This is a genomic window from Micromonospora sp. NBC_00617 (assembly GCF_045161355.1).
GTDB lineage: Bacteria > Actinomycetota > Actinomycetes > Mycobacteriales > Micromonosporaceae > Micromonospora.
Map to the genome: position 1 here is coordinate 7,148,570 of NZ_CP107751.1, position 25,314 is coordinate 7,173,883.

General features: G+C 72.6%; 22 protein-coding genes. 12 read left to right on the plus strand and 10 right to left on the minus strand.

Translation table 11 applies throughout. From position 1 onward, the window contains the following. Positions 1-40 precede the first annotated feature (40 nt). Together OG505_RS33290 and OG505_RS33295 are read left to right on the plus strand one after the other, a co-directional pair. On the plus strand, positions 41-247 hold the full coding sequence (locus OG505_RS33290; RefSeq protein WP_007464240.1) for a hypothetical protein: 207 nt from the start codon (positions 41-43) through the stop codon (positions 245-247). 88 nt (positions 248-335) lie between these two features. After that, on the plus strand, positions 336-1,928 hold the full coding sequence (locus OG505_RS33295) for an ATP-dependent DNA ligase (protein WP_405434872.1): 1,593 nt from the start codon (positions 336-338) through the stop codon (positions 1,926-1,928). A gap of 43 nt (positions 1,929-1,971) precedes the next feature. Here the strand turns inward: OG505_RS33295 and OG505_RS33300 are convergent, their stop codons facing one another. Then, positions 1,972-2,793 (minus strand): SURF1 family protein, encoded by an 822-nt coding sequence (locus tag OG505_RS33300; RefSeq protein ID WP_405430019.1) that lies wholly within the window; start codon positions 2,791-2,793, stop codon positions 1,972-1,974. Positions 2,794-2,966: 173 nt separating this feature from the next. On the opposite strand from OG505_RS33300, the gene OG505_RS33305 reads away from it, so the two are divergent. Both OG505_RS33305 and OG505_RS33310 read left to right on the plus strand, forming a co-directional pair. Next, complete coding sequence (locus tag OG505_RS33305; protein ID WP_405430021.1) at positions 2,967-4,370, plus strand: cobyrinate a,c-diamide synthase; 1,404 nt, start codon at positions 2,967-2,969, stop codon at positions 4,368-4,370. Then, positions 4,367-4,936 (plus strand): GNAT family N-acetyltransferase, encoded by a 570-nt coding sequence (locus tag OG505_RS33310; RefSeq protein WP_007464236.1) that lies wholly within the window; start codon positions 4,367-4,369, stop codon positions 4,934-4,936. The genes OG505_RS33305 and OG505_RS33310 overlap by 4 nt, the downstream gene beginning before the upstream one ends. Positions 4,937-4,945: 9 nt before the next feature. On the opposite strand, the gene OG505_RS33315 is transcribed toward OG505_RS33310, so the two are convergent. Then, the gene (locus tag OG505_RS33315) at positions 4,946-7,075 is read right to left on the minus strand and encodes a transglycosylase domain-containing protein (RefSeq protein WP_405430022.1); all 2,130 of its coding nucleotides are present in this window, start codon (positions 7,073-7,075) and stop codon (positions 4,946-4,948) included. A 122-nt stretch (positions 7,076-7,197) separates the two neighbouring features. On the opposite strand from OG505_RS33315, the gene cobC reads away from it, so the two are divergent. From cobC to cobA, 3 genes are read left to right on the plus strand one after another with little or no spacing between them, the layout of a single operon-like run. Further along, positions 7,198-8,280 carry an Rv2231c family pyridoxal phosphate-dependent protein CobC gene (cobC, locus tag OG505_RS33320; protein WP_405430023.1) on the plus strand — a complete coding sequence of 361 codons (1,083 nt, stop codon included), beginning with the start codon at positions 7,198-7,200 and terminating at the stop codon, positions 8,278-8,280. Then, positions 8,280-9,359, plus strand: coding sequence for a nicotinate-nucleotide--dimethylbenzimidazole phosphoribosyltransferase (gene cobT / locus OG505_RS33325; RefSeq protein WP_405434874.1), 1,080 nt, complete (start codon positions 8,280-8,282; stop codon positions 9,357-9,359). The genes cobC and cobT overlap by 1 nt, the downstream gene beginning before the upstream one ends. 40 nt (positions 9,360-9,399) lie before the next feature. Next, the gene (gene cobA / locus OG505_RS33330) at positions 9,400-10,632 is read left to right on the plus strand and encodes a uroporphyrinogen-III C-methyltransferase (protein ID WP_405430025.1); all 1,233 of its coding nucleotides are present in this window, start codon (positions 9,400-9,402) and stop codon (positions 10,630-10,632) included. Between the two features lie 290 nt (positions 10,633-10,922). Here cobA and otsB read toward each other — a convergent pair whose 3' ends face one another. The 4 genes from otsB to OG505_RS33350 all read right to left on the minus strand — a co-directional run bounded on the left by otsB (position 10,923) and on the right by OG505_RS33350 (position 15,733). Beyond that, a complete protein-coding gene (otsB, locus tag OG505_RS33335) occupies positions 10,923-13,529 on the minus strand; it encodes a trehalose-phosphatase (protein ID WP_405430026.1) in 2,607 nt (868 codons plus the stop codon). Continuing rightward, positions 13,526-14,926 carry a trehalose-6-phosphate synthase gene (locus tag OG505_RS33340; RefSeq protein WP_030488230.1) on the minus strand — a complete coding sequence of 467 codons (1,401 nt, stop codon included), beginning with the start codon at positions 14,924-14,926 and terminating at the stop codon, positions 13,526-13,528. Before OG505_RS33340 ends, otsB begins: the two co-directional genes overlap by 4 nt. A 143-nt stretch (positions 14,927-15,069) precedes the next feature. Continuing rightward, complete coding sequence (locus OG505_RS33345; RefSeq protein WP_405430027.1) at positions 15,070-15,456, minus strand: hypothetical protein; 387 nt, start codon at positions 15,454-15,456, stop codon at positions 15,070-15,072. Then, positions 15,449-15,733, minus strand: coding sequence for a hypothetical protein (locus OG505_RS33350; protein ID WP_405430029.1), 285 nt, complete (start codon positions 15,731-15,733; stop codon positions 15,449-15,451). The genes OG505_RS33345 and OG505_RS33350 overlap by 8 nt, the downstream gene beginning before the upstream one ends. Before the next feature lie 213 nt (positions 15,734-15,946). On the opposite strand from OG505_RS33350, the gene ettA reads away from it, so the two are divergent. The 4 genes from ettA to OG505_RS33370 all read left to right on the plus strand — a co-directional run bounded on the left by ettA (position 15,947) and on the right by OG505_RS33370 (position 19,514). Then, the gene (gene ettA, locus OG505_RS33355) at positions 15,947-17,623 is read left to right on the plus strand and encodes an energy-dependent translational throttle protein EttA (protein WP_405430030.1); all 1,677 of its coding nucleotides are present in this window, start codon (positions 15,947-15,949) and stop codon (positions 17,621-17,623) included. Next, positions 17,623-18,069, plus strand: coding sequence for an acyl-CoA thioesterase (locus OG505_RS33360; RefSeq protein ID WP_405430032.1), 447 nt, complete (start codon positions 17,623-17,625; stop codon positions 18,067-18,069). The genes ettA and OG505_RS33360 overlap by 1 nt, the downstream gene beginning before the upstream one ends. Next, positions 18,066-18,797, plus strand: a complete 732-nt coding sequence (locus OG505_RS33365; RefSeq protein WP_405430033.1) for a hypothetical protein — start codon at positions 18,066-18,068, stop codon at positions 18,795-18,797. The genes OG505_RS33360 and OG505_RS33365 overlap by 4 nt, the downstream gene beginning before the upstream one ends. Before the next feature lie 132 nt (positions 18,798-18,929). Continuing rightward, the gene (locus tag OG505_RS33370) at positions 18,930-19,514 is read left to right on the plus strand and encodes a YbjN domain-containing protein (RefSeq protein ID WP_405430034.1); all 585 of its coding nucleotides are present in this window, start codon (positions 18,930-18,932) and stop codon (positions 19,512-19,514) included. 33 nt (positions 19,515-19,547) lie between these two features. Here OG505_RS33370 and OG505_RS33375 read toward each other — a convergent pair whose 3' ends face one another. From OG505_RS33375 to OG505_RS33385, 3 genes are all read right to left on the minus strand, one after another. Continuing rightward, complete coding sequence (locus OG505_RS33375) at positions 19,548-19,937, minus strand: globin (protein WP_405430036.1); 390 nt, start codon at positions 19,935-19,937, stop codon at positions 19,548-19,550. Positions 19,938-20,045: 108 nt separating this feature from the next. Continuing rightward, positions 20,046-21,425 carry an MFS transporter gene (locus OG505_RS33380; protein WP_405430037.1) on the minus strand — a complete coding sequence of 460 codons (1,380 nt, stop codon included), beginning with the start codon at positions 21,423-21,425 and terminating at the stop codon, positions 20,046-20,048. A 232-nt stretch (positions 21,426-21,657) separates the two neighbouring features. Next, positions 21,658-22,716 carry a mechanosensitive ion channel family protein gene (locus OG505_RS33385; RefSeq protein ID WP_405434876.1) on the minus strand — a complete coding sequence of 353 codons (1,059 nt, stop codon included), beginning with the start codon at positions 22,714-22,716 and terminating at the stop codon, positions 21,658-21,660. A 266-nt stretch (positions 22,717-22,982) separates the two neighbouring features. On the opposite strand from OG505_RS33385, the gene OG505_RS33390 reads away from it, so the two are divergent. After that, positions 22,983-23,519 carry an HNH endonuclease gene (locus OG505_RS33390; RefSeq protein WP_354860605.1) on the plus strand — a complete coding sequence of 179 codons (537 nt, stop codon included), beginning with the start codon at positions 22,983-22,985 and terminating at the stop codon, positions 23,517-23,519. Positions 23,520-23,701: 182 nt separating this feature from the next. On the opposite strand, the gene OG505_RS33395 is transcribed toward OG505_RS33390, so the two are convergent. Next, positions 23,702-25,288, minus strand: a complete 1,587-nt coding sequence (locus tag OG505_RS33395) for a DUF6194 family protein (RefSeq protein ID WP_405430038.1) — start codon at positions 25,286-25,288, stop codon at positions 23,702-23,704. Positions 25,289-25,314 lie beyond the last annotated feature (26 nt).

The window sequence follows — 25,314 nt, forward strand, 5'->3', positions numbered from 1 at the left end:
TGCGGCGTGTCGCCGATGGGATTGCTATAGGCTTTCGAACATGAGTACGAACGAGGTGATGGCCCGGTTGGGGGCCGCCGTCAGCGCACTGGGGGACGTCGACGTCTCCGCGTGGTCCGAGGACACGCTCAACGACCAGCTCGGTGAACTGTCCGCCGCCCTGGTCGCCCTCGACTCGGTGCTCTCCCGGGTCGCCGGCGAGGTCCGCGCCCGAGGGTTGCGCATCGAGGAACCCGTCTCCGCCTGATTCCCGCCGCCCCTTCGTGGGCTGCGGCACCGCGCCGACACCGCCCGGGCACGGCAATGCCCGGGCGGTGTCGGAGGTGGCTGGCAGGATGGGCTTCGTGCGGTTCATCGACCTGGCGGCCACCTCCGCCGCCGTGGGCGCCACCAGCGGCCGGCGGGCCAAGGTGCAGTTGCTCGCCGACGCGCTGCGCCGGCTCGACCCGGCCGAGGTGGAGCCCGGCGCCGGCTATCTCGCCGGTGAGCTGCGCCAGCGGCAGACCGGCGTGGGGTATGCGAGTCTGCGTGACCTGCCGCCACCGGCCACCGAGCCGACGCTGACCGTGGCAGCCGTCGACGCGGCCATCGCGCAGATCGCCGCCGTGCAGGGCGCCGGGTCGCAGGCCCGCCGCCGGGCTCTGCTCGGCGGCCTTTACGCGGCGGCCACCGCCGACGAGCAACGACTGCTCACCGGCCTGTTCGGCGGTGAGCTACGCCAGGGCGCCCAGGCCGGGCTGCTCGCCGACGCCGTGGCCCGGGCCGCCGACGTGCCGGTGGTGACCGTCCGTCGGGCCCTGCTGCTCGCCGGTGACCTGCGTGCCGTGGCGGTGGCCGCGCTGGCCGGCGGCGAGGCCGAGCTGGCCGGGTTCGGCCTGCGGGTCGGCCGGCCGCTGGCGCCGATGCTCGCGCAGAGCGCCCCCTCGGTCGACGAGGCGCTGGCCGCGACCGGCACGCCGGCGGTGGTGGACGTGAAGCTCGACGGCATCCGCATCCAGGTGCACCGGTCCGGCGCCGACATCGCCGTGTTCACCCGCAGCCTCGACGAGATCACCAACCGGGTGCCCGAGGTGGTCGCGGCGGTTCGCGCCCTGCCCGGCCGGGAGTTGGTGCTCGACGGCGAGGCGATCGGCCTGGACGAAACGGGCCGCCCGTTGCCGTTCCAGCAGACCTCCAGCCGGGCTGCCCGGCGCACCACACCGAGCACCACCGGGCGGACCCCGGTCGCCCCGGCGGTGCTCGCGGCCGCCGCCAGCACCGGCGCGACGGTGCTCACCCCGTACTTCTTCGACCTGCTGCACCTCGACGGCCAGGATCTGATCGACCTGCCCGGTCGGGAGCGGTGGGCCGCGCTCGCCGGCGCGGTGGACGCGTCGCTGCTGGTGGGGCGCATGGAGGTCGACGGCCCGGAGCAGGCCGCCGCGGCGTTCGCCGCCGCGCTCGACGCCGGCCAGGAGGGCGTGGTGGTCAAGGACCCGGACTCGCCCTACGACGCCGGCCGGCGCGGCGCCGCCTGGGTCAAGGTCAAACCACGGCACACCCTCGACCTGGTGGTGCTCGCCGTCGAGTGGGGCAGCGGCCGGCGCAAGGGCTGGTTGTCCAACCTGCATCTGGGCGCCCGCGACCCGCGCACCGGCGACTTCGTGATGCTCGGCAAGACGTTCAAGGGGCTCACCGACGAGCTGCTGCGCTGGCAGACCGAGCGGTTCCTCGACCTCGCCGTGGAGCGCGGCGACTGGGTGGTCCGGGTCCGCCCGGAACAGGTGGTGGAGATCGCTTTCGACGGGGTGCAGACGAGCACCCGATATCCGGGTGGGATGACCCTGCGGTTCGCTCGCGTGGTGCGCTACCGCGACGACAAGTCCGCCGCCGAGGCGGACACCATCGACGCGGTCCGCGCCATCCACGCCGGTCGCCCCAGCGGTTGACGGGCCACAGCGACCCTCGCGTCGCGCCGGGCCGGCCGCCCGGTCAGGCGGACGCGCTCGGCGTCGGCTCGGCCACCCGGTCCAGCGGGGCTGTCGTGCTGGCGAGCCCGGCGGCCCGGCGTGCCTCGCGTCGGGCCACCCAGCCGTAGCCGAAGAGCGCCATCGCGGCGAAGAGCCACCACTGCACGACGTAACCGAAGTTCTGCCAGTTGTTGGTGTGCCCGACCGGCACGGCCTTGAACACCGGGTCGGCGGCCGGGGTCTGGTCGTCCAGCAGCAGGTAGCCGCCGTAGATCGGGTAGGGCAGCTCGCGGGCCAGGCGCGGTACGGCGATCCGGCGCGTCTCCAGCCGGCCGTCGCGGCGGTCCACCATGCCGGCGCCGCTCTCGGTCTCGCGCACCCGGCCGCTGACCGTCACGTCGCCGCCCGGCGGGGCGGGCACCGACGGCTGAGCGGTCGCCCCGCCCGGGGCGGGCGGGATCCAGCCCCGGTCCACCAGCAGCGCGCTGCCGTCGGCGAGCACCAGCGGGGTGAGCACCTCGAAGCCGACCCGGCTGTCGACCGTCCGACCACGGACCAGGACGGTGTTCGGCGTGTCGTACCGGCCGGTGGCGGTGATCCGGGTCCAGACCTTGTCCTTCGCGGGGGCCGGGCCGGCGATCCCCGGGCCGCCGGTGGGCGCGCGGAACGCGCCGGCCAGGGGCCCCGGGGCCATCCGCTCGCCCGCGTCGATCCGCTCGTTGATCTCGGTACGGCCCCGGTAGCGGTCCAGCTGCCAGTTGCCCAGCCACACCATGACGGCGGCGGCGACCAGGGTCAGCGCGAGGGCGCCCAACCAGCGTGGGCTCAGCAGGAACCGGTACACGGCACCGAGGCTACCCGTATGACCGGGCCCACTCACCGCGACCGGGCCGGGACGGTCCGCCGACCTCCGGTTGGCGGTGCTCGCCCGTCGGATCGGACGGGTATCGTCACGCCGACGGATCGACCTCCTCGGTTGTCCGTCGCGTACCCGCCGCCGCCCGCGAGGAGTCGATAATGACCGTCGTGCCGCGCCTGGTGCTCAGCGCACCGTCCTCCGGGCACGGAAAGAACGCGCTGGCGATCGGGCTGCTCGCCGCCCTGGCCGAGCGGGGTGTCGACGTCGCCGGGTTCAAGCTCGGCCCGGACCATGTCGACGCCGCGTACCTCGGTCTCGCCGCCGGCCGGCCCGGTCGGGTGATCGATCCTCGGCTGGTCGGCGTCGACCGGCTCGCCGCGCTGGTCGCACACGGCGCCGCGGGCGCCGCGCTCGCCGTGGTGCAGGGCAGCATGGGCCTGTACGACTCCGTCGGCGGCCGCCCGGAGCAGGAGTCCACGGCCGCCGCGGCCACCGCGCTGCGCAGTCCGGTGGTGCTGGTGGTCGACGTGGCCGCGATGGGGCAGTCGGTGGCCGCCCTGGTGCACGGTTTCCGCTCGTACGACGAGCAGTTGTGGCTGGGCGGGGTGATCCTCAACCGGGTGGCGTCGTCGCGGCACGAGGCGATGCTGCGCGAGGCGCTGGACGACGTCGGCGTGCCGGTCTACGGCGCGCTGCGTCGCCAGGACCTGCCGGCCGTGCTGCCGTCGCGCCGGCACGGGGTGGCGCCGGTGGTCGACTCCTCGGCCGACGCGGGGCGGGCGGTGCGCCGGCTGGGCGAGGCGGTCGCCGCCACGGTCGACCTGGAGCGGCTGCTCGGGCTGGCCCGTTCCGCCCCGCCACTGCCGGCGGCCGCGTGGTCGCCGCAGGAGGCGCTCGGTGAGCTGGTCGTCCCGGCGCAGCGTCCGCTGGTGGCGCTGGCCGGTGGGCCGGGTGGCAGCTTCAGCCACCCGGAGACCGCGGAGCTGCTGTCCGCCGCCGGCGCCGAGGTGGTCACGATCGATCCGCTGCGCGACGAGGCGCTGCCGGCGGGCACCCGCGCGCTGGTCGTCGGGGGTGCGCTGCCCGAGTCGTACGCCGAGCAGTTGTCGGCCAACCGGCGGCTCTGCATCGCGGTGGCCGAGCTGGCCCGCACCGGCCGCCCGGTGGTCGCCGAGGGCGCCGGCCTGCTGTGGCTGGCCCGGGAGCTGGACGGGCTGCCGATGTGCGGTGTGCTGGACGCGGTGGGCGTGCGCCGCGACGGCCTCGTGGTGGGCTACCGGGAGGCGACCGCCCAGACCGACAGCGTCGTCGCCGCGCGCGGCACGGTGGTCGTGGGGCACAAGGAGCACCGGGCGGTGCTCACCCCGCGCGCCGGTCAGCGGCCGGCATGGAGCTGGGACGGCGGCACGCCGGAGGGCTTCGTGTGGCGCAACGTGCACGCCTCGCAGCTCACCCTGCACTGGGCGGGGCACGCCGCGACCGCCGCCCGGGTGGTGGCGGCGGCGGTCAGCGAGCCGGCAGCCGAGGCGGTGCCCGCGCCGACTCCCGTGGTGCCCGCGTGATCGGTGAGTTGGCGGTCCGCCGGTTTCCGGCGTTGACCGTCTCCACCCCGCGTACGGAGGTGCGTCGGCTCACGGCGGCGGACGCGTCGGCGGCCGGGGAGATCTTCGCCGACAAGCTGACCCGGCGGTGGCTGCCGCTGGCCGACGACTCCGGCCCGATCGACGGGCACGCCTGGTGCACGGATCTGGCCCGGCAGCGGCGCGACAGCGGCGAGGGCGACCACTACGCGGTGGTCCGCCGGGAGGACGACCAGGTGGTCGGCTCTCTGTGGACGCGGCGCACCGACTGGGGCGCCCGGCTCACCGAGGTCTCCTACGCGATGGCCCCCCACGCGCGGGGCTTCGGCCTGGCCGCCGAGGCGGTGGACGCGGTGGCCATCGCGCTGATCCTGGAGCACGGCTTCCAGCGGGTCGAGCTGCGGGTGGCGCCCGGCAACCTGGCGTCCCGCCGGGTCGCCGAGAAGGCCGGCTTCAGCTACGAGGGGCTGCTGCGCAACGCCGGTTTCGTCGGCGGTGGCCGGGTCGACCTCGAACTGTGGTCGTTCGTGGCGGCGGATCTGCGCTGATCCGCGCCGTCATCCGACGATGGCGTCCGACGGTGGCGTGAACTGGCGGGTCGGTGTGCCCTTCAGCCCGTCGCGCAGGGTCTCGGCCACCGCCGCGATCGGGATCTGGGACTGCCCGTCACCAACGGCGTTGAACGGGTTGTCCGGGTCGGAGATGAAGCTCGCCGCGGCCAGCTCCGGGGTGTAGCCGACGAACCAGGCGGACCGGGTGCTGTCGGTAGTGCCGGTCTTGCCGGCGACCGGGCGGCCAACCGTGCCCCGGACGCTGTCGGCGGTCGACCAGCCGCCGCAGCCGCCGCGTGCCGGAGTGTCCCCGGTCGGGCAGCGGGCGGCGTCGGTGGCCGCCCGCGCGGCGTCGGCGCTGACCACCTGGCGGCAGCGCGGTTTGGCGACCTCACGGTGCAGACCGCCCGGAGTGGCGTACGTGGCCGGGGTGCCGTCCCGGTTCATGATCGCCTGCACCGGGATCGCCTCGCAGTAGCGGCCGTCGGCCGCCACGGCGGCGTAGGCGTTCGCCATCTCCAGCGGTGTGGCGTCGGAGACGCCCAGGGTGAACGCGCCCCACGTCTTGGCCTTGTCCGGGGATGCGTGTTCCCGGTCGACGTCGGTGCGCCAGCGCAGCCCGAGCTGTTCGGCCAGCCGGACCGCCCGATCCGCGCCGACCTTCTCCTCCAGCCACACGAAGTACGTGTTGACGGACTTGCCGAAGCCCGACCACATGGTTTGTTGTCCGGTCATCGCGCCGCTGGCGTTGGAGGGCTCCCAGCCGTCGTAGACGTTCGACTTGTAGCGGTACGGGGCGTTGAACGAGGTGGACAGCGTCATCCCCGAGTCCAGCGCGGCCAGCATCGGGAACATCTTGAACGTCGACCCGGCCTGGTAGCCCGGCAGGTCGCCGCCGCCGAGCAGCGGCGCCACCGTGTTCGGATAGTTGGCCTTCACCTTGGGCCCGGCCTCCGGGTTGGAGCTGGGTGGGTTGTCGGCCAGGTCCAGGGAGTAGTTCCGGTTCACCGCCATCGCCTTCACGCGCCCGGTCCCCGGCTCGGAGACCACGATCCCGTTGGCGAACGGGCTGCCGGTGCCCTCCTTGGCGCCGACGTTCTTCTCCGCCGCCTCCTGGATCTTGGGGTCGAGGCTGAGCACGATGCGGTAGCCGCCCCGACGCAGCTTGTCCATCCGCTCCAGCCGGTTCGCCCCGAACGCGGGCTGCGAACTCCACCAGTTCTTCAGGTAGTCGCAGGCGAAGCCCCAGCTCCGGTACTTCTCGATGAGCGAGGCGCAGTCGCTCGGCGGGGTGGTGAGCTTCAGCCGGATCGGCTCGGACTTGGCGGCGGCGGCCGAGTCGGGGGAGAGGTAGCCGAGCTGACTCATCCGGTCCAGCACGTAGTTGCGTCGCCCGGTGGCGTCCTTCTGGTCGGTGTCGGCCGGGTCGTACTCGGAGGGGGACTTGACCAGCCCGGCGAGGGTGGCCGCCTCGACCGGGGTGAGGTCCTTCGGGGTCTTGGAGAAGAAGATCTCGCTGGCGGCGTAGATGCCGTACGCCCGGTGGCCGAAGTACGCGGAGTTCAGGTAGCGCTCGAGGATCTGCTCCTTGCTCATCTCCTTCTCCAGGTCCAAGGCCATGCGCATCTCCTTGACCTTGCGCAGGCTGGTCTGCTGGGTGGCCTCTTGGACCTCCTTGGGGGTGTTCGCGCTGTCCCGCAGGGCCATCCGGACGTACTGCATGGTCAGCGTCGAGGCACCCTGGGAGCCGCCGGAGCGGGCGTTGGACACGAAGGCGCGGGCCACGCCCTTCGGGTCGACGCCGTGGTGCTGGTAGAAGCGGTTGTCCTCGGCGGCGATGATCGCCTGCTGGATGTTCGGCGACATGTCCGACAGCTTCGTGTACTGCCGGTACTCCTCGTAGAACATGGTCAGCACGGTCTTGCCGTCCGGGGCGTACAGGTAGGAGGTCTCGGCGGGCAGGGCGGTGGTCAGCAGTCTGGTCTTCTGCTCCGTGGCGTGCGCGGTGGCCTTCGCGCCGAGCCCGGTGAGGGCGACCACCGGGTACGCGACGGCGGCGATCACGATGCCGGCGATGAGCCCGGCGCGGAGAAGAGGGACGAGTCGACCAGCGGCAGCAAGGGGTCGGGTGCTCACGTGGCCAAGTTATGACATTTCCGATTCGTACATGAGAAGAACTCATAAACCCGCGAGGTGGTGACATGGCTTACGCCGACAGCGACTGTCCCGCAGGCCACCTTCCCGGCAGGATCGCGGACATGCGTGATCAGTCCGAGGCCGTCGCCCCGCCCACCAAGGCCGAGCCGGACCTCGCGCACCACGGCGACGCCGAGGTGGGCGCCGGCCTGATCGACCTCGCCGTCAACGTCCGCCAGGCGCCGCCGCCGGCCTGGCTGGCCGACCCCATCGCCGCCACCCTCACCGACCTGGCCCGCTACCCCGACCCGGCGCCGGCCCGCGCCGCTGTCGCCGCCCGGCACCGGCGTCACCCGGACGAGGTACTGCTCACCGCCGGCGCCGCCGAGGGCTTCGTGCTGATCGCCCAGGCGTTGCGTGGCATCCGCCGACCCGTGGTGGTGCACCCGCAGTTCACCGAGCCGGAGGCGGCGCTACGGGCCGCCGGCCATCCGGTCGAGCGGGTGCTGCTGGACCCGGCCGACGGGTTCCGGCTCGATCCGTCCCTGGTGCCCGACGACGCCGACCTCGTGATGATCGGCAACCCGACGAATCCCACCTCGGTGCTGCACCCCGCCCAGACGGTGGCCGCGCTCGCCCGCCCGGGTCGGGTGCTGGTGGTCGACGAGGCGTTCGCCGACACCACCGGCGGCGCGCACCCCGGCGAGCCGGAGTCGCTGGCCCAGCGGCGGGATCTGCCCGGGCTGCTCGTCCTGCGCAGCCTCACCAAGACGTGGGGCCTGGCCGGCCTGCGGATCGGCTACCTCCTCGGCGCCCCGGAGCTGCTGGCCCGCCTGGCCGCCGTGCAGCCGCTGTGGGCCGTCTCCACGCCCGCGCTGGCCGCCGCCGCGGCCTGCGCCACCCGAGTCGCGGTCGAAGCCGAACGCGCGATCGCCGCCGACCTCGCCGCCGACCGCGACCACCTGGTCGCGCGCCTGGCCGACCTGCCCGGCGTACGCGTCGCGGGCCGCCCGGCCAGCGCGTTCGTCCTGCTGCACCTGCCCGACGCGAACCGGGTCCGGGAGGCCCTGCGCGACCGGGGCTGGGCGGTACGCCGGGGCGACACCTTCCCCGGGCTCGGCCCGGACTGGCTGCGCGTCGCGGTACGCGACCGAAACACCACCGAAGCGTTCATCGAGGTGCTGCGCGAGACCATGGAGGCATGATGCTGGAGACCACGATGTCGGCCATCCGGCCACTCGACGAGGCGGCGATGGCCGCCGCCCGCGAGCTGCACGGCCGGCTGACCAAGCCGGCGGGCTCGCTGGGCCTGCTGGAGGATCTGTCGGTACGCCTCGCCGGGCTGGCCGGGGCCTGCCCACCGCCGGTGCCCGAGCCGGCGGCCGTGGCGATCTTCGCGGGCGACCACGGGGTGCACGCCCAGGGGGTCAGCCCGTGGCCGCAGGAGGTCACCGCGCAGATGATCGGCAACTTCCTGGCCGGCGGTGCGGTCGTCAACGCGTTCGCCCGCCAGGCCGGCGCCTCGGTCACCGTGGTCGACGTCGGGGTGGCCACCCCGCTGCCCGTCCCCGAGGCTCCCGAGCCGGCCGACCCGTCCGCGCCCCGACTGGTCACCGCCTCCGTGCGCCGGGGCACCCGGGACCTCACGGTGACCGCCGCGCTCACCCGGGACGAGGCGCTGGCCGCGGTGTCGACCGGTATCCGGATCGCCGACGAGCTGATCGACGCCGGGGCGGGCATCCTGCTCACCGGGGACATGGGCATCGGCAACACCACCCCGGCCGCCGCGCTGATCGCCGCCTTCACCGGCGTCGACCCGCTCGACTCCACCGGCCGGGGCACCGGGATCGACGACCCGACGTACGCCCACAAGGTGGCCGTCGTGCGGGCCGCGCTGGCCCGGCACACGCCCGATCCGGCCGACCCTCTGGGCGTGCTCGCCGCCGTCGGTGGCCTGGAGCACGCCGCGCTGGCCGGGCTGATCCTGGGCGCCGCGGCCCGCCGTACGCCGGTCCTGCTGGACGGCGTGATCGCGGTGTCGGCGGCGCTCGCCGCCGCCGCGTTCGCACCGGACGCGGTCGCGGCCATGGTCGCCGGGCACCGCTCGGCCGAGCCGGGCGCGACGGTGGCGCTGCGTCACCTCGGCCTCGACCCGCTGATCGAACTGGGACTGCGCCTCGGCGAGGGCACCGGCGCGCTGTTGGCGCTGCCCGTGGTCACCGGCGCGGTCCGCGTGCTGCACGACGTGGCCACCTTCGACTCCGCCGGGGTGGCCGAGAAGTGACCACGCCCAACGAGCGGGCGGTCCGGCCCGGTGGTGTGGCGTGAGCGCCAGCCCGTACCCTCTCGGCCTGCGGCTCGACGGGCGGCGCGTGGTCGTGGTGGGCGGCGGCGCGGTCGCCACCCGGCGGGTGCCGGCGCTGCTGGACGCCGGCGCGGACGTCCTGCTGGTGGCCCCGGAGCTGACCCCGGCGTTGCGGGCCCGGGTGGACGCGGGTCGGCTGCACTGGGTGCCGCGCCGGTTCGCGCCCGAGGACCTGGACGGGGCCTGGCTGGTCCAGGTGGCGATCGATGATCCGATGGCGGCGGCCGCGGTGAGCGCCGTCGCCGCCGAGCGGCGGATCTTCTGCGTCCGGGCCGACGACCGCACGGCCGCCACCGCCTGGACCCCGGCGGTGACCCGACACGGCCCGGTCACCGTGGCGGTGCTCGGCGGCGGCGACCCCCGCCGTGCGATGACCGTCCGCGACGCCATCCGCAACCTCCTCGGTGCAAGGAAGGGCCCCCTGTTAACGCCTGCGGTAGAGGAAGGGGCCCTTCCTAACGCGGGCGGCGGGCGGGTGGCGCTCGTCGGGGCCGGGCCGGGTGACCCGGAGCTGATCACCGTGCGGGGCTGGCGGCTGCTCACCGAGGCCGACGTCGTGGTCGCCGACCGGTTGGTGCCCGGGCTGCTCCTGGACGAGCTACGCCCCGATGTCGAGCTCGTGGACGCCTCGAAGATCCCCTACGGCCCGTCCCGGGCACAGGAGGAGATCAACCAGATCCTGGTCGACCGCGCCCTGGCCGGTGCCTTCGTGGTGCGGCTCAAGGGCGGTGACCCGTACGTCTTCGGCCGGGGCGGCGAGGAGTTGCTGGCGTGCGCGGAGGCCGGCGTGCCGGTGACGGTCGTCCCGGGAGTGACCAGCTCGATCGCCGCTCCGGCGGCGGCCGGGATCCCGGTCACCCACCGGGGGGTGGCGCACGAGTTCACAGTCGTCTCCGGCCACGTGGCACCCGACTCGCCGGCCTCGTTGGTGCGCTGGGACGCCCTCGCGGGCCTGCGCGGCACCCTGGTGATCCTGATGGGGCTGAAGAACCTCGCCGCCATCGCCGAGACGCTCGTCGCGCACGGTCGGTCGCCGGATACGCCGGCCGCGGTCGTCCAGGAGGGCACCACAGGCGCCCAACGGACGCTGCGGTCCACGCTCGGCGCGGTGGCCGCCGACGCGCTGTCTGCCGAGGTGCGCCCGCCCGCGGTCGTGGTGCTCGGCGACGTGGTGGGTGCCCTCGACGGGTGAGCGGTGGCACGGTCCACGCGGGCGCGGAGCGGCCCCGGGCGGTGCGGGCGGCAGAGACCGGCTGGTCCCTGCGCGTCCTTTGCTCTGCTTCAACCGACGCAACGCGGAGAAGGCGTTCGTGTTGCGTGGAGTGAAGCAGAGCAAAGGACGCGCAGAGGGCGATGCGAGGGCGATGACGGCGGCTCTCGGGCGACCGGTACCCGCCGGTGGGGTGCAACCGACCGGCGCCGGCCCAATTAACGAAGGGCCGGAGCAGCGCTGCTCCGGCCCTTCGTCGAACTGGCTGTCAGCTACTGCTTGAGCATGTTGTCCAGCAGCAGGGCGCAGCGGATCAGACCGAGGTGGCTGTACGCCTGCGGGTGGTTACCCAGGCCGCGCTCGGCGAGCGGGTCGTACTGCTCGGGGAGCAGGCCGGTCGGGCCGGCGGTGAGCACCATCTGCGCGAACAGCTCCTCGGCGTCGGTGCGGCGGCCGGTGCGCAGGTACGCCTCGATCAGCCACGCCGTGCAGATGTGAAAACCGCCCTCACGGCCGGGCAGGCCGTCGTCCCAGTGGTAGCGGTAGACGACCGGGCCGCTGCGCAGGTCCGCCTCGATCTTCAGGACGGTGGACAGGAAGCGCGGGTCGTCACCCGGGAGCAGGCCGGAGAGGCCGATCCAGAGCGACGAGGCGTCCATGTCCTCGTTCCCGTACGCGACGCTGTACGCCTCGACGTCGTCGTGCCAGCCGTGCTCCAGCACGTTGGCGCCGATCCGGTCGCGCAGGTCCTTCCACTCCGGCCGGTCCTCGCCGCCGTGCTGGCGCATCACGTGCAGCGCCCGGTCGACGGTCATCCAGCACATCACCTTGGAGAAGACGTGGTGCCGGGGTGGCAGCCGCGCCTCCCAGATCCCGTGGTCGGGCTCGTGCCAACGGCGGCGGACCGCCTCGACCATGTTCTCCAGGACCCGCCACTCGTCGTCGCGGACCGAGCCGCGCGCGTCGGCGACCGCCGCGATCAGGTCGGCGATCGGGCCGAACACGTCGAGTTGGAGCTGGTGGTTGGCGAGGTTGCCGACCCGGACCGGCCGGGAGCCGGCGTACCCGGGCAGCGTGTCGATGACCGCCTCGGCGCCCAGCTCGTAACCGTCGATGGTGTAGAGCGGGTGCAGTCGCTCCGGGTGACCGCCGGTGCGCTCGATGCAGCCGTCGACCCAGCGCAGGAACGCCTCGGCCTCGTCGATGGACCCGAGGTCGACCAGCGCGCGGGCGGTCAGCGCGGCGTCGCGCAGCCAGCAGTAGCGGTAGTCCCAGTTGCGGACGCCGCCCAGCTCCTCGGGAAGGGAGGTGGTCGCCGCGGCCAGGATCGAGCCGGTCGTCTCGTGGCAAAGCCCGCGCAGGGTGAGCGCGCTGCGGACCACCAGGTCGCGGGAGGTGGACGGCAGCCGCAGCGAGGCCACCCAGTCCTTCCACGGCTGCTCGGCCGCGGCCTGCCGCTCGTGGATCGGCACCCGGTGGTGCTCCAGGCTGTGCGTGCCGAAGCGCAGCTCCAGCACGACCTGCCCGCCGGCGGCCGACAGGTCGACGATCGCCTTGGCGGTCTCGTACCCGCCGTCGTTGTTGACCTGCCACTCGACCCCGGGGGAGTAGAGGGCGACCGGCTCGTTGGAGCCGAGCACCAGCAGGCCGTCGCCGAGCGGCTGCAACTGCACGGCGACCTGACCGAATTCGGGGCGCGGGGCGAACTCCACCCGGACCCGACCGCTGCCGGTGAGCACCCGGACCAGGGTCGAGTCGCCGGTGACCACCGCCGGGCCGTCGGGGGTCGTCTCGCGGGCCGGCTTGTCCAGCCAGTCGGTGACGGTGAGCCCGGACCACCGGGTCTCGACGGTCATCGTGCCCGAGCGGTAGCGCTGGCCCAGCGGGATGCCCCCGCGCTCCGGGGCGACGCTGAAGTGGCCGGCCGGGCTGCCGCCGACCAGGTCGGCGAAGATCGCCGCCGAGTCCGGCTTGGGGTGGCAGAGCCAGCTGACCTTCGCCTCCGGCGTGAGCAACGCGACGGTACGACCGTTGGCGAGCATGGAGTGCCGTTCGATCGGCACCGCCCGCTCGCCGAAGAGCCAGTGGCGGCGGGTCTCCAGCAGCAGCCCGAGCGCGCGGGCGGCCTCGATGGGCTCGGCCACCCGGAAGCCGGCCTTGGTCTCGCCGGGGCCGATCTTGATGCCGAGGTCCGGTCCCTGCAGGTTGCCGAAGGCGTTCTCGTCGGTGACGTCGTCGCCGATGAAGAGCACCGCGCTGGCCGAGAGCTGGGTCCGGAGTTGGTCGACGGCGGTGCCCTTGTGGGTGGCCACCACGGACAGCTCGATGACCTCCTTGCCCTGCGTCACTGTGACGCCGTCGAAGGTGGCCGGGCCGTTGCGGACCGCCTCGATGGCCGCGGCGGCGACCTGCGGGTCGACGCCCCGGGTGTGCATCGCGACGCTGGCCGGCTTGCGTTCCAGCCGGACGCCGGGGTGGTCGGCGGCGATCTCGCGCAGCGCGTTGCGCACCTGGGTGCGCACCGCGACCAGTTCGGGGGAAAGGCGCTCGACGAAGCCGATGTCGAACTCGGAGCCGTGGCTGCCGACGAGATGCACCTCGCTGGGCAGCCGGGAGAGCGTGGCCAGATCCCGCAGCGCCCGGCCGGAGACCACTGCCACGCTCGTCTGCGGCAGCGCGGCGAGCGCGCGGATCGCCGCCACCGCCTCGGGCAGCGGTACGGCGGTGCTCGGGTCCTCCACGATCGGCGCGAGTGTGCCGTCGTAGTCGCAGGCGATCAGGAGCTGCGGAACCCGGGCGATCCGGCCGATGGCGGAGCGCAGCTCGGGGTCCAGCACCCCGGTGGCGATCGCCGCTCCGTCGTTGACGGACGTGTTCACTCGGCCTCCGCCTCGGGAACTCCGAGTTCGGAGAGGAAAGACTTGGCCCAGTGCCCCACGTCGTGGGTACGCAGGTGACGTTGCATTGTCCGCATCCGGCGGCGTGCCTCGGTTTTCTCCACGTGCACGGCCCGGAGCAGGGCGTCCTTGACCGCGTCCGGGTCGTGCGGGTTACACAGGAAAGCCTGGCGCAGCTCCGTTGCGGCGCCAGCGAACTCGCTGAGCACGAGCGCACCGCCCTGGTCGGCGCGTGATGCGACGTACTCCTTGGCCACGAGGTTCATGCCGTCTCGCAGCGGGGTCACCATCATCACGTCCGCAGCAACGTACATCGCGGCCAGTTCACTGCGACTGTACGACTGATGGAGGTAATGCACGGCCGGCACGCCGACTCGGCCGAATTCGCCATTAATCCGACCAACCTCGCGCTCGACCTTGACCCGAAGTGCCTGGTAGTGCTCGACGCGCTCGCGGCTCGGCGTGGCCACCTGCACCATAACGGCGTCCGGAACTGTCAACTTTCCGTCAGCGAGCAACTCGCGGAACGCCTTGAGCCGCAACTCGATGCCCTTGGTGTAATCGAGCCGGTCCACGCCCAGGATGATCGTCTTCGGGTCTCCCAGCTCGGCGCGGATCTGCTTGGCCCGCGCCTGGATCGCCGGGTCGGCGGCCATCCGTTCCATCTCCTGGGTGTCGATGGAGATGGGGAAGGCGCCCGCCTTCACCTGTCGACCGTCGACCTGGATCATCTGCCCCTCGTAGCGCAGCCCGAGCAGGTGCCGGGCCAGCCGAACGAAGTTCTGCGCGGCCAGCCGCTGCTGGAAGCCCACCAGGTCCGCGCCGAGCAGGCCGCGCAGGATCTCGGTGCGGAACGGCATCTGCATGAACAGCTCGATCGGCGGGAACGGGATGTGCAGGAAGAACCCGATCCGCAGGTCCGGACGCAGCTCGCGGAGCATCGCCGGGACGAGCTGAAGCTGGTAGTCCTGCACCCAGACCGTCGCGCCCTCGGCCGCCACGTCCGCCGCGGCCTCCGCGAACCGCGCGTTGACCAGGCGGTACGCCTCGCGCCAGCGCCGCTTGTATGCCGGTGTCTCCACCGCGTCGTGGTAGAGCGGCCAGATCGTCGCGTTCGACTGGCCCTCGTAGTAGCGCTCCAACTCCTCGGCGCTCAGGGGGACCGGGTGCAGCCGGATGCCCTCCAGGTCGAACGGCTCGGGGGCGGCGCCGGTGCCACCGGCCCAGCCGACCCAGGTGCCCTGGTGTTCGGCGAGCACGGGATGCAGCGCGGTGACCAGCCCGCCGGGGCTGCGTCGCCACTGCCGTCCCTCGGGTGTGCTCACCTCGTCGACCGGCAGACGGTTCGCCACTACGACAAAGGAGCTACGGACGGTCACGATCGGCCACCTCCGGGTGCTGACGGGTCCACCGCGATGAGCGTACTGAGCGTAGCTGCGGCGTCTTGTGCCCCGTGCCGGAGTCTCCTACCCGCCTCGCCTGCGCCGAATCCTAACGGTGATCTTGTCGACAGCCGCACCGGTCAGAGGTCGATGATCGGCCATTCCTTGGGCAGCACCTCGCCGAGCAACTCCCGCCGATCCGTCATGATTGGCGTGACCGCCCGCGCAGCTTCCATCGCGGCCTGGGCCAGGTCCATGCCGCCGAGGCTTCGCGACCAGCCGCCGAGAATGGCGCACATGTCGTGCTCGACGGGCGTAACCATGACCTGCTCCAGATCGCCGACGATGTCGAGCAGTGGCCAGCCGTCGTTGGTCACCTGTCGGTAGGCGGCTGCCAGGCAGAGCGCTGGGACGATCACGGTCTGCCCCTTGTCCGCGACTTTCGCGATCTGCTCCCCGACTGCCTCTATGCCTTCCGAGTAGGCGAGGAGGCATCCTGTGTCGAGGACGAGGCCGGTCTCAGTCACGAATGGTCATCCGCCCGCGAGACGCCTCACCCAGCAGGGCCGCTGCCTTGGCTCGCAGCTCCGGAGTGATTTTCGTGCGTGCCTCGTCGAGCTTCCTGCCTGCCTCGGCGAGGCCTTCGTCCGTGAGTTGAAAGCCCACCTGTCGGAGCGCCTGCCGCGTGCGCTCGCCAGCCATCCGTTGACGAACGGAGTCGGTGATGAACGCGGAGACGTTGGATTCCTCGGCCAGCCGCTCAGCCACGTCATCCGGCACGCTGATGGCGATCTTCTTGGTCATACCAAGGACGCTATCGGGTGATACCGTGCCGGGCAAGGAGGCTCGCTGGCGTACTCCTGGGGCGGGGTGATGTGGGCGAAGCGCGCCGTACCTGTCAGGATTGACGATGGCGTGCGCGCGGCCGGCTCCCGGCCGGCGGCGGCGGGTGCAGGTCCCAGCCCGCGCCGCGCCGCCGACTCAGGCGACAGCAATCCGACGGAGGTAGCCCGCACCGTGGCCCAGTACATCTACGTCCTGGAAAAGGCGCGCAAGGCGCACGGCGACAAGGTCGTGCTCGACAACGTGACGCTGAGCTTCCTGCCGGGGGCCAAGATCGGTGTGGTCGGCCCGAACGGCGCCGGTAAGTCCAGCCTCCTCAAGATCATGGCAGGGCTGGACAAGCCGAGCAACGGCGAGGCCCGACTGATGCCCGGCTACACCGTCGGCATGCTCGCCCAGGAGCCCCCGCTCAACGACGCCAAGACCGTCCTCGGCAACGTCGAGGAGGCGGTCGCCGAGACCAAGGCCAAGCTGGAGCGGTTCAACAAGATCGCCGAGCAGATGGCGACCGACTACTCCGACGAACTGATGGAGGAGATGGGCCGGCTCCAGGAGGAGCTGGACCACGCCGACGCGTGGGACATCGACTCCAAGCTCGAACTCGCCATGGACGCGCTGCGCTGCCCGCCGCCGGACGCTGACGTGACCCAGCTCTCCGGTGGCGAGCGCCGCCGCGTCGCGCTCTGCAAGCTGCTGCTGGAGGCGCCCGACCTGCTGCTGCTCGACGAGCCCACCAACCACCTGGACGCGGAGAGCGTCTCCTGGTTGGAGCAGCACCTGGCCAAGTACGCCGGCACCGTCATGGCGATCACCCACGACCGGTACTTCCTGGACAAGGTGGCCGGGTGGATCCTGGAGCTGGACCGCGGCCGGGCCATCGGGTACGAGGGCAACTACTCCACCTACCTGGAGAAGAAGGCCGCCCGGCTGGCCGTCGAGGGTCGCCGCGACGCCAAGATGAAGAAGCGCCTCACCGATGAACTGGAGTGGGTCCGCTCCAACGCCAAGGCCCGGCAGACCAAGTCCAAGGCCCGCCTGGACCGGTACGACGAGATGGCCACCGAGGCGGAGAAGACCCGCAAGCTGGACTTCGAGGAGATCCAGATCCCGCCGGGCCCGCGCCTGGGCAGCACGGTGATCGAGGCGAACGGGCTCAGCAAGGGCTTCGGCGACCGGCTGCTGATCGACAACCTGTCCTTCTCGCTGCCCCGCAACGGCATCGTCGGCATCATCGGCCCGAACGGCGTCGGCAAGACCACGCTGTTCAAGACCATCGTCGGGCTGGAGGAGCCGACCGGCGGCGAGGTCCGGGTCGGCCCCACCGTCTCGCTGTCGTACGTCGACCAGAACCGGCAGGGCCTCGACGGCGACAAGACCGTCTGGGAGGTCGTCTCCGACGGGCTGGACTACCTGATGGTCGGCAAGGTCGAAATGCCGTCGCGGGCGTACATCGCCGCGTTCGGCTTCAAGGGCCCGGACCAGCAGAAGCCGACCAAGGTGCTCTCCGGCGGCGAGCGCAACCGGCTCAACCTGGCGCTGACCCTGAAGATCGGCGGCAACGTCATCCTGCTCGACGAGCCGACCAACGACCTCGACGTGGAGACGCTCTCCAGCCTGGAGAACGCCCTGCTGGAGTTCCCCGGCTGCGCCGTGGTCATCTCCCACGACCGGATGTTCCTGGACCGGGTCGCCACGCACATCCTGGCCTGGGAGGGTGACGACCAGGACCCGGCCAAGTGGTTCTGGTTCGAGGGCAACTTCGAGGCGTACGAGAAGAACAAGATCGACCGTCTCGGCGCGGAGGCTGCCCGGCCGCACCGGGTGACCTACCGCAAGCTGACCCGCGACTGATGTCCGACCGGTTCGTCTACCACTGCACGCTGCGCTGGTCCGACCTGGACGCGTACGGCCACGTCAACAACTCGCGTTTCCTCACGCTCTACGAGGAGGCGCGGGTGGCGTTGATGTTCGCCGGCGGTCGGGCCTGGGGAGTTGGCTCGTTCGCCGACGGCGTGGTGATCCGCCGGCACGAGGTCGACTACCTGCGTCCGGTCGCCTACGCGCTGGGTCGGGCCACCGCGGAGGCCGCGCCCACCGTCCGCATCGAGCTGTGGGTGGAGGAGATCAAGGCATCGCGGTTCACCGTCGCGTACGAGCTGTACGACGGCGAGGTGCTGGCCAGCCGTGCCCGCTCGGTGCTGGTGCCGTTCGACCTGACCCGCCAGGTGCCCCGGCGGATCACGGCCGAGGAGCGGGATTTCCTGCTCACGTACGCCCCGCAGGGCGGCGGCGCGTGAGTCGGCCGGGCACCGCCGGCCCGGACCGGGTCGCGGCGTCACCGTCCGGGCACGGCCTGACCGGCGTGGCCGACGCGGGTGCGTTCCTGGCCCGGCTGGTCCGGCTGGACCCGGCGGCGCCGGTTCGGCTGCGGCCGGCCGGCGCTCCCGGCCGGGTCGCGTTGTTCGCCCGGCTGCCCTGGCAGGTGCTGGTGGCCCGGACGGTCGCCGGCGGGGCAGCCGGAGACGTCACCGTGGGCGCCGCCGACCTGCTGGCCGAGCTGGAGCGCGGGGGCGCGACGCTGCCGGCCCGCCGCGACGCGCAGTGGCGCTGGCCGCTGCCACCGGCGCGCAGCGAGCCGGTGGAGGTGCTGCCGGCCGTCGAGGTGCGGCGGATCGCCGACGCCGCGGCGGGCACCCTGCGCACCGCGAGCGAGCAGGGGGTGGCGGGCCGCGCGGTGGGTCAGCGCGCGTTGCGCGACGCGCTGCTCGACCACGTGGCCGTGCTGGTCACGCCGGACGATCCGCCGGGCCCTGCCGTCGAGGTGCCGCAGCGGCTCGTGCAGGGGCTGGTCCGGATGGGCTTTCTCGGCGCGGTCGACGAGCCGGCCGCGCCTGGCGCGCGCTCCGAGGTTCAGGTGCGGGTGGCGGGCCGTTGGGTGGGCCTGGTGGGACCATACGGAGCGGCCTGGTTGCAGAAGGCCACCGATCTTGCCGTGACGCCCCTCACTACTCGTCCGAACGGATGACCCCGGCTCATTCTTCTGGGCCGGTGCGGTCGTTGGGGGGGTGCTTCAACTCGGCTGTCCGGGTACCGTCCATCCTCGGATCCAACGCACCGTAGGCGGCTGGATCCGCTGGGGAGTGAGGTGCGACGAGCGATGCCGTGGTGGTCATGGCGCCCCGGTCCCGCCGACGGCGGCGATCCGGAAACCCGAAGCGGGATCACAGTGGAGAGCGCGGTCCGGGTCGGCCCGCCGAGTCCTCGCCAACCGGGGGACGACTGCCCGGGAAGCGACCGTCCCGTACTGACCGAGATGCCGGCGACCATCGAGCCGGTGAACCTGCGCCGTGTCTGTGACGCACTCGACCTGCTCGACGTGCGCTACCTGGCCGACGGCGACGGCAACCTGCTGGCCATGTGGGAGCGGCACGCCGTGCTGGTGACCCTCGAAGGCCCCGAGGACGAGATCCTGGTGATGCGGGCCCGCCCGCACGCCACGGTTCCGCCGGACTGGGCCGACCGGGCCTACCGGGTGGTCAACGAGTGGAACCACACCCGCCGCTTCTGCAAGGCGTACATCGGCGACCCGACCGAGCGCGGGCAGCTGCCGATCTACGCCGAGTTGCAGGTGCCGCTGGGCGCCGGCACCCACGACGCTCTGCTGGTCGAGATGCTCGACTGCGGCGCGGCGGTGGCCGCCAGCTTCGTGGACTGGCTGCACGACGAGGGCGCCCTGCTCTGAGGCGCCCCGCGGCGTCCGTGCCGGAACGCGCCGTCAGGCGGGCTCGGCCGGGTCCTCCATGACGTTGACCATGAAGTACGCGGCCCGCTCCAGATAGTCCCAGAGAGCGACGGCGAGCTGCGGCTCCAGGTCGAGCCGGTCCACCGCCTGGCGCATGTGCCGCAGCCAGGCGTCCCGCTCGGCCACGCCGATCCGGAACGGCGCGTGCCGCATGCGCAGCCGTGGGTGCCCGCGCTGTGCGGAGTACGTGTTCGGCCCGCCCCAGTACTGCATCAGGAACAGGGTCAACCGGTCGGCCGCCGGGCCCAGGTCCTCCTCCGGGTACATGGGTCGCAGCAGGGGATCGGTGGCGACGCCGACATAGAACTCGTCCACCAGCCGGCGGAAGGTGGGTTCGCCGCCGACCGCTTCGAAGAGGGTCATCGACACATCGGGTCGGTCGGATTCACCTGCGGGGTTCACCGTTCCATCCTGCCAGGTGCGTCGGCCGCCGACCCGACCCGGAGGCCGTGCGCCGGCTCACGCTGTGGATCAGGTGACCGCGTGCCGGCGGTGGCCGTCGGCGGGCCGGAGGTCGGTGCCGGCCGGCGTGCCGTCGGCGGCGGTGCCCCCCAGATCGGGGGTCGGCTCGGCGTTGGCCGCGGCGGCCTTGGCTATGGCGTCGTCCACCGTCTGCTTGTCCGGCCAGCGCAGAGCGGCGACCGTCATCAGCAGCACCCCGGCGGCGCTCCAGACCCCGACCACCACCGGAATGGAGAACCGCTCGGCGAGCAGCCCGGTGACCAGCACCGCGAAACCCTGGATGACCTGGACGCCGGTGGCCATCACGCCGAACGCGCGGGCCCGGAACCCGTCCGGCAGCGCCTGGACGAAGAGCCCGTTGGCCATCGGCATCATCCCGGCGACCGCGAACCCGCACAGGGCGGCCAACAGCGCCACCACCAGCGGTGGCGGGTCGAACAGCGCCGGCACCAGCACCAGCGGGGAGAACACCGCGAGGGGCCGCATCAAGGCCAGGCGGCGGGTCGGGCCGAACAGCCGGCTCACCAGCAGCCCCCCCAGGACGTAGCCCACCGGGTTGGCGACCATGATCACCGCTTGCGCGGTGCCCGCGTCCATGCCACCGCGGGAACTCTTGTTGGCCCAGGCCGCGGCCAGCCCCTCCGGGATGATCGAGAACAGCAGCGCGCTGAACACCAGCACCGCGATGGCCCGCAGCACCGGCGTGCCGAACACGATCTGGAACCCCTGGGCGGTCTCCCGGAGCAGGTGGGAGCGGTGCGCGCTGGTCATCGTCGCCGGCCGGTTCCGCACGCCGACGCGGACCAGCAGCGCCGAGAGGCCGAACGTGGCCGCGTTGAACAGCAGCGCGACCGTCGGGTTGATCGAGGCGACGGCGGCGCCGAGCAGGTAGCCGACGACCTGGGCCGCCTGACCGATGCTGGCGTTCAGCGACAACCCGACCACCAGCCGGTCCCCGGCGAGGATCTGCGGCATCAGCGCGGACTTCGCGGCCTGGCTCGGCGGGTTGGCCAGCGTGGCGGCGAAGATGAGCACCAGCAGCGCCGGAACGGGCAGGTTGGGGAGGGCGATGAGCAGCATCAGCGCCATCCGGATCACGTCGCACGCCACCATCACCCGGCGGTACGGGTGCCGCTCGGCCAGGGCGGCGAGCAGCGGGCCACCCAGCAGCCACGGCAGGTAGCTGACCGCGAACGCGGCGGCGGAGAGCGCGACGGACCTGGTCTGCTGATAGACGAGGAGGGTCACGGCGGCCTTGGCGACGTAGTCACCCACCCAGGACAAAGCCCCGGCCGTGAAGACAACCCGGAACTCGCGCTGGGCGAACACTTCGCGAAAAGTGGCCGGGCCTTCCGCGGAAGGTCGCTCGTCAGGCACCGTCGCCTCCATCGGTCCCGGAACGACAACTCGTGGCGGCCGAGCCGGGACACTCGTCAGATCTACGGATCAGCGAGGATGTGACCACGCTCCGGCGGGAACGCGTGCTCCGGATTCTGCCCGATCGTCTGACAACTAGCTAGGGCGAACGGATCGTTCGTCGCATCCCCGACTGAACGAACGGACGATACTCCAGGGGCCGGGCGGCTCGCGACCCCTGTATTGCCGGCCAGTCTCGCCGGTGTCAGGTCGCGCCGCCCTGGCCGGTCTCACCCTCCGGCAGCGGCCGGCTCGACACACCGGGATAGGTGCGGGCGGCGGCGATCTGCGCGGTGATCCCCGAATTCTCCAGCGCCTCCGCCAGCCTGCGGCGCAGTTCCCGGCTCACCGCGAACTGGCCGTCGGCCGTCGTCTTCACCACCGTACGGATGACGGCGCCATCCACCGTCATCTGCTCGACGCCCAGCACCTCCGGGGCCGCCACGATCTCCGGCGACAGCTCCGGGTCCAGCGCCACCGAGGCGGCGGCCATCCGCAGCACGGCGCTGGCCTCCTCCGTGCCGCTGAAGCCGATCGGCAGGTCCACGACCACCAGCGCCCAACCCTGGCTCTTGTTGCCCACCCGGATGATCTCGCCGTTGCGGATATACCAGAGCACGCCGCGTCCGTCGCGGACCGTGGTGACCCGCAGCCCGACCGACTCCACGACACCTGTCGCCTCGCCCAGGTCCACGTTGTCGCCCACGCCGTACTGGTCCTCGATGAGCATGAAGAGCCCGGCGATCAGATCCTTGACCAGGCTCTGCGCGCCGAAGCCCAGGGCGACGCCGGCGATCCCGGCGCTGGCCAGCAGCGGGGCGAGGTCGAAGCTGAACTCGCGCAGGATCATCAACAGCGCGATGCCGAAGACGAACGCGGTGGTCAGGCTGCGCAGGACCGAGCCGATCGCCTCGGCCCGTTGCCGGCGGCGTTCCGGCACGAACTCGGCCGGGTTGACCGCGGCCGTGGGCACCCGCTCGCTCAGCGGCCGGAGCATGGTCGGCACCGCGCCGTCGGTGGTCGTCCGGACCAGCCGGTTGATCGTCCGGTGCAGCGCCCAGCGGGCCACCATCGCCAGCGCCACTATCAACAGCACCCGCAGCGGTTTGAGCAGGATCCAGTAGCTGCCCTCGGCGAACCATTCCGACCTGGTGATCCGGTAGATCCATTCGCAGGAGGTGCTGCCCTGACAGTTCACCGACACGGCGTCGGACAGGGCAAGGGGCGTTCCGCTGGTGGCACTCACCCTGTCTTCGTACCGCAACGACCCGGACCGGCCGCCGTCGACCCACCGGCTGGGTGAGATGCGCCCGAGCGCCGGGTCGGACCAGGGCGAACCGGCCATCGTGACAGGTGCGGGAAAGAGCTTCATGTCCGACCCCGGATTAGTACGTGCAATCCGGGGTCCGATCAGGGACTATTGGCGCAACGGACGTCGGTGATCGAACGGGCGTCGACGGTGCGGGCCCTCGTGCCCGGCCCCGGTCGGCGGCGTTTCGCAGCAGCCGCTGAACCGGGAGGGTGAGCGCGATGCCTGACATACGACCCACGGTGGGCTCCGGCGCGCTGGTCCTCAACGCCACCTACGAGCCCCTGTGTGTCGTGTCGGTGCGTCGCGCCGCGATCCTCGTCCTCTCCGCCAAGGCCGTCTGCGTCGCCGACGGTGACGGCATCCTGCACAGCGCCCGCGACGCGCTGCCGGTGCCGTCGGTGGTCCGCCTGACCCGCTTCGTCCGGGTGCCCTACCGCACCCACGTCGGGCTGTCCCGCCGAGCGATCTTCGCCCGGGACGGATGGCGGTGCGCCTACTGCCGAGGGCCGGCCGAGACCATCGACCACGTCTTCCCGCGCAGCCGGGGCGGGCGGCACGCCTGGGAGAACGTGGTCGCCGCGTGCGCCCGGTGCAACCACACCAAGGGCGACAAGACCCCGGCGGAGCTGGGCTGGCGGCTGCACGCGTTGCCGACCGCCCCGAAGGGCACCGCCTGGCGGGTCCTCGGGCACCGCGCTCCCGACCCGCGCTGGGCCGACTGGCTCGACCTGCGCGAGCCCGAAGCAGCCGCCTGATCCAATCTGCGCGGGCCCGAGGCAGCCGCCCGACCTGACCTCTGCGCGGGCCAAAGCGGCCGCCTGATCTGACCTCTGCGCGAGCCCGAGGCGGCCGCCCGACCTGACCCGCGCTGGCCCGAGGCGGCCGCCTGGCCCGACCGGGCCCGCGGCGGCCGCCAGGTCAGGAGCGTCGGACGGGCTCAGTCCCGCTGGTCGGTCGCCCGACGGGTCGCGCGCTCGTGCCGGTCCACCGCCCGAGCGTGTGCGACGGCCAACAGTCGGTCGATCTCGGGCAGCATCTGCGGCCCCGGCATCACGATGCTGGCGAAGCCGTACAGCGCGTACCCCGGATGCGGCGTGACCGTGTCCAGCCGGGCGAAGTCGAAGGCGTCGCGGTGCTCCTCGAAGGCCTTCGGTGGGAAGCCGAACATCCTCTCGAACTCGGCCCGGCCCAGGTCCAGGTTGAGGCGGAAGACGCCGGGGCGGTCCAGCTGCCCGGCTTCGTCGAAGCCGGGCACGTCGTGCTCGACGATGGTGGCGAACGGCTGGCGGCGGTCCGAGCCGACGTAGAAGAACCGATCGCCCCAGGCGCCCTCGGGTGAGCCGTCCTCCTCGCTGGCCACCACCTGCTCGACGTCGGGCAGCGCGCTGATCCGGTCGGCGAGCACGGTCGCGTCGAGGCCGGTCGGGATGTGCAGCACCGCGTCGGCGTGGTCGATGGCGGACTGGTCCAGCGGGAAGTAGCGGTAGTCGTGCGTTCTCCGCTCGGCCGGCTCGATCTCGGCCGCCCGGACGTACCCGGGGAGGGCGACCTTCTGCTGGAGCCGGCCCTCATAGGTCGACGCGGCAGGCAGGTCGATGCCGAGCGCGGGGCTCGCGCCGAGGCTGCCGACGATCACCGCGTACCGCTCGCCCAGCAACGCTCCGACGATCGCGCCGGCACCGGCCCACGACACCTCCGTCGCGCCGATCGTCATCGTGCTCGGGTGGCGCTGGAGGTGCGTGTTGTGCGCGAATGCCAGCGTGGGTCCACGGTGTGCCTCGACCGCCCGGATCGCGAGCAGGTTCTCGGCCATCAGCGCGTCCCGGACGGCGGCCAGGCGGGCGAAGCGTTCCTCCTGGACCAGTGGCGCAGCGGCCGCCGCGTGGTAGCGCAGCACCGCGACCGCCGACGTGGCGTGGACGAATGCCGACTGCCAGCCCTCGGGCCGTCGGTGTGCCCGCAGGTACAACTCGGTCAGCAGGTCGTCGGCGAGCACCCGCAGTCGCTGGGCGTCGGACGAGCGTCCGACCGAACGGCCCGGCTCCCAGATCGCGGCCGTGTCGCTCCAGCGGGCCTCGTCCCCGACGAGGTCGTCGATCTCGGCCGACCGGTCCAGGTCGAGGTATTCGCACACCCGCATCAGGTGACGCCGTGGGCTCGGGGCGCCCTCGATCTCCAGCGGGGCGTCGAAGCCATGGAAACTCAGGCGCTCGGCGGCGGGCCGTCCGTCGTTCCACTCGCGCATCCGCAGCAGCAGGTCACGGTTGGCCGGCGCGGCGCCGAACCCGTGGCTGAACCCCTCGGCGAGCGCGCGGTCGAGCGGCACGGCCGCGCCCTGCACGAACGCGTCGGCGAGCAGTCCCGCGGCCCGGTCGCTCTCCAGGGCGATCGACCGGTAGCCGTGTCCGGCCAGCGTCAGGAAGGCGTCGTTGCGGATCTGGAGGAACGCGGATTCACCGTGCGTCGGCTCGCCGAGCGCGAGCAGCGCCGGCGAGCCGGCAAGCAGGTCAACAAGGGTGGTCATTGCATCAACCGTATCGTTGCACCAGC

Excerpts from the sequence above, each read along its gene's own strand:
- OG505_RS33290 (WP_007464240.1), top strand. The coding sequence starts at position 41 with ATGAGTACGAACGAGGTGATGGCCCGGTTGGGGGCCGCCGTCAGCGCA.
- OG505_RS33295 (WP_405434872.1), top strand. The coding sequence starts at position 336 with ATGGGCTTCGTGCGGTTCATCGACCTGGCGGCCACCTCCGCCGCCGTG.
- OG505_RS33305 (WP_405430021.1), top strand. The coding sequence starts at position 2,967 with ATGACCGTCGTGCCGCGCCTGGTGCTCAGCGCACCGTCCTCCGGGCAC.
- cobC (WP_405430023.1), top strand. The coding sequence starts at position 7,198 with ATGCGTGATCAGTCCGAGGCCGTCGCCCCGCCCACCAAGGCCGAGCCG.
- cobT (WP_405434874.1), top strand. The coding sequence starts at position 8,280 with ATGCTGGAGACCACGATGTCGGCCATCCGGCCACTCGACGAGGCGGCG.
- OG505_RS33350 (WP_405430029.1), bottom strand. The coding sequence starts at position 15,733 with ATGACCAAGAAGATCGCCATCAGCGTGCCGGATGACGTGGCTGAGCGG.
- OG505_RS33360 (WP_405430032.1), top strand. The coding sequence starts at position 17,623 with ATGTCCGACCGGTTCGTCTACCACTGCACGCTGCGCTGGTCCGACCTG.
- OG505_RS33370 (WP_405430034.1), top strand. The coding sequence starts at position 18,930 with ATGCCGTGGTGGTCATGGCGCCCCGGTCCCGCCGACGGCGGCGATCCG.
- OG505_RS33375 (WP_405430036.1), bottom strand. The coding sequence starts at position 19,937 with ATGACCCTCTTCGAAGCGGTCGGCGGCGAACCCACCTTCCGCCGGCTG.
- OG505_RS33380 (WP_405430037.1), bottom strand. The coding sequence starts at position 21,425 with ATGGAGGCGACGGTGCCTGACGAGCGACCTTCCGCGGAAGGCCCGGCC.
- OG505_RS33390 (WP_354860605.1), top strand. The coding sequence starts at position 22,983 with ATGCCTGACATACGACCCACGGTGGGCTCCGGCGCGCTGGTCCTCAAC.
- OG505_RS33395 (WP_405430038.1), bottom strand. The coding sequence starts at position 25,288 with ATGACCACCCTTGTTGACCTGCTTGCCGGCTCGCCGGCGCTGCTCGCG.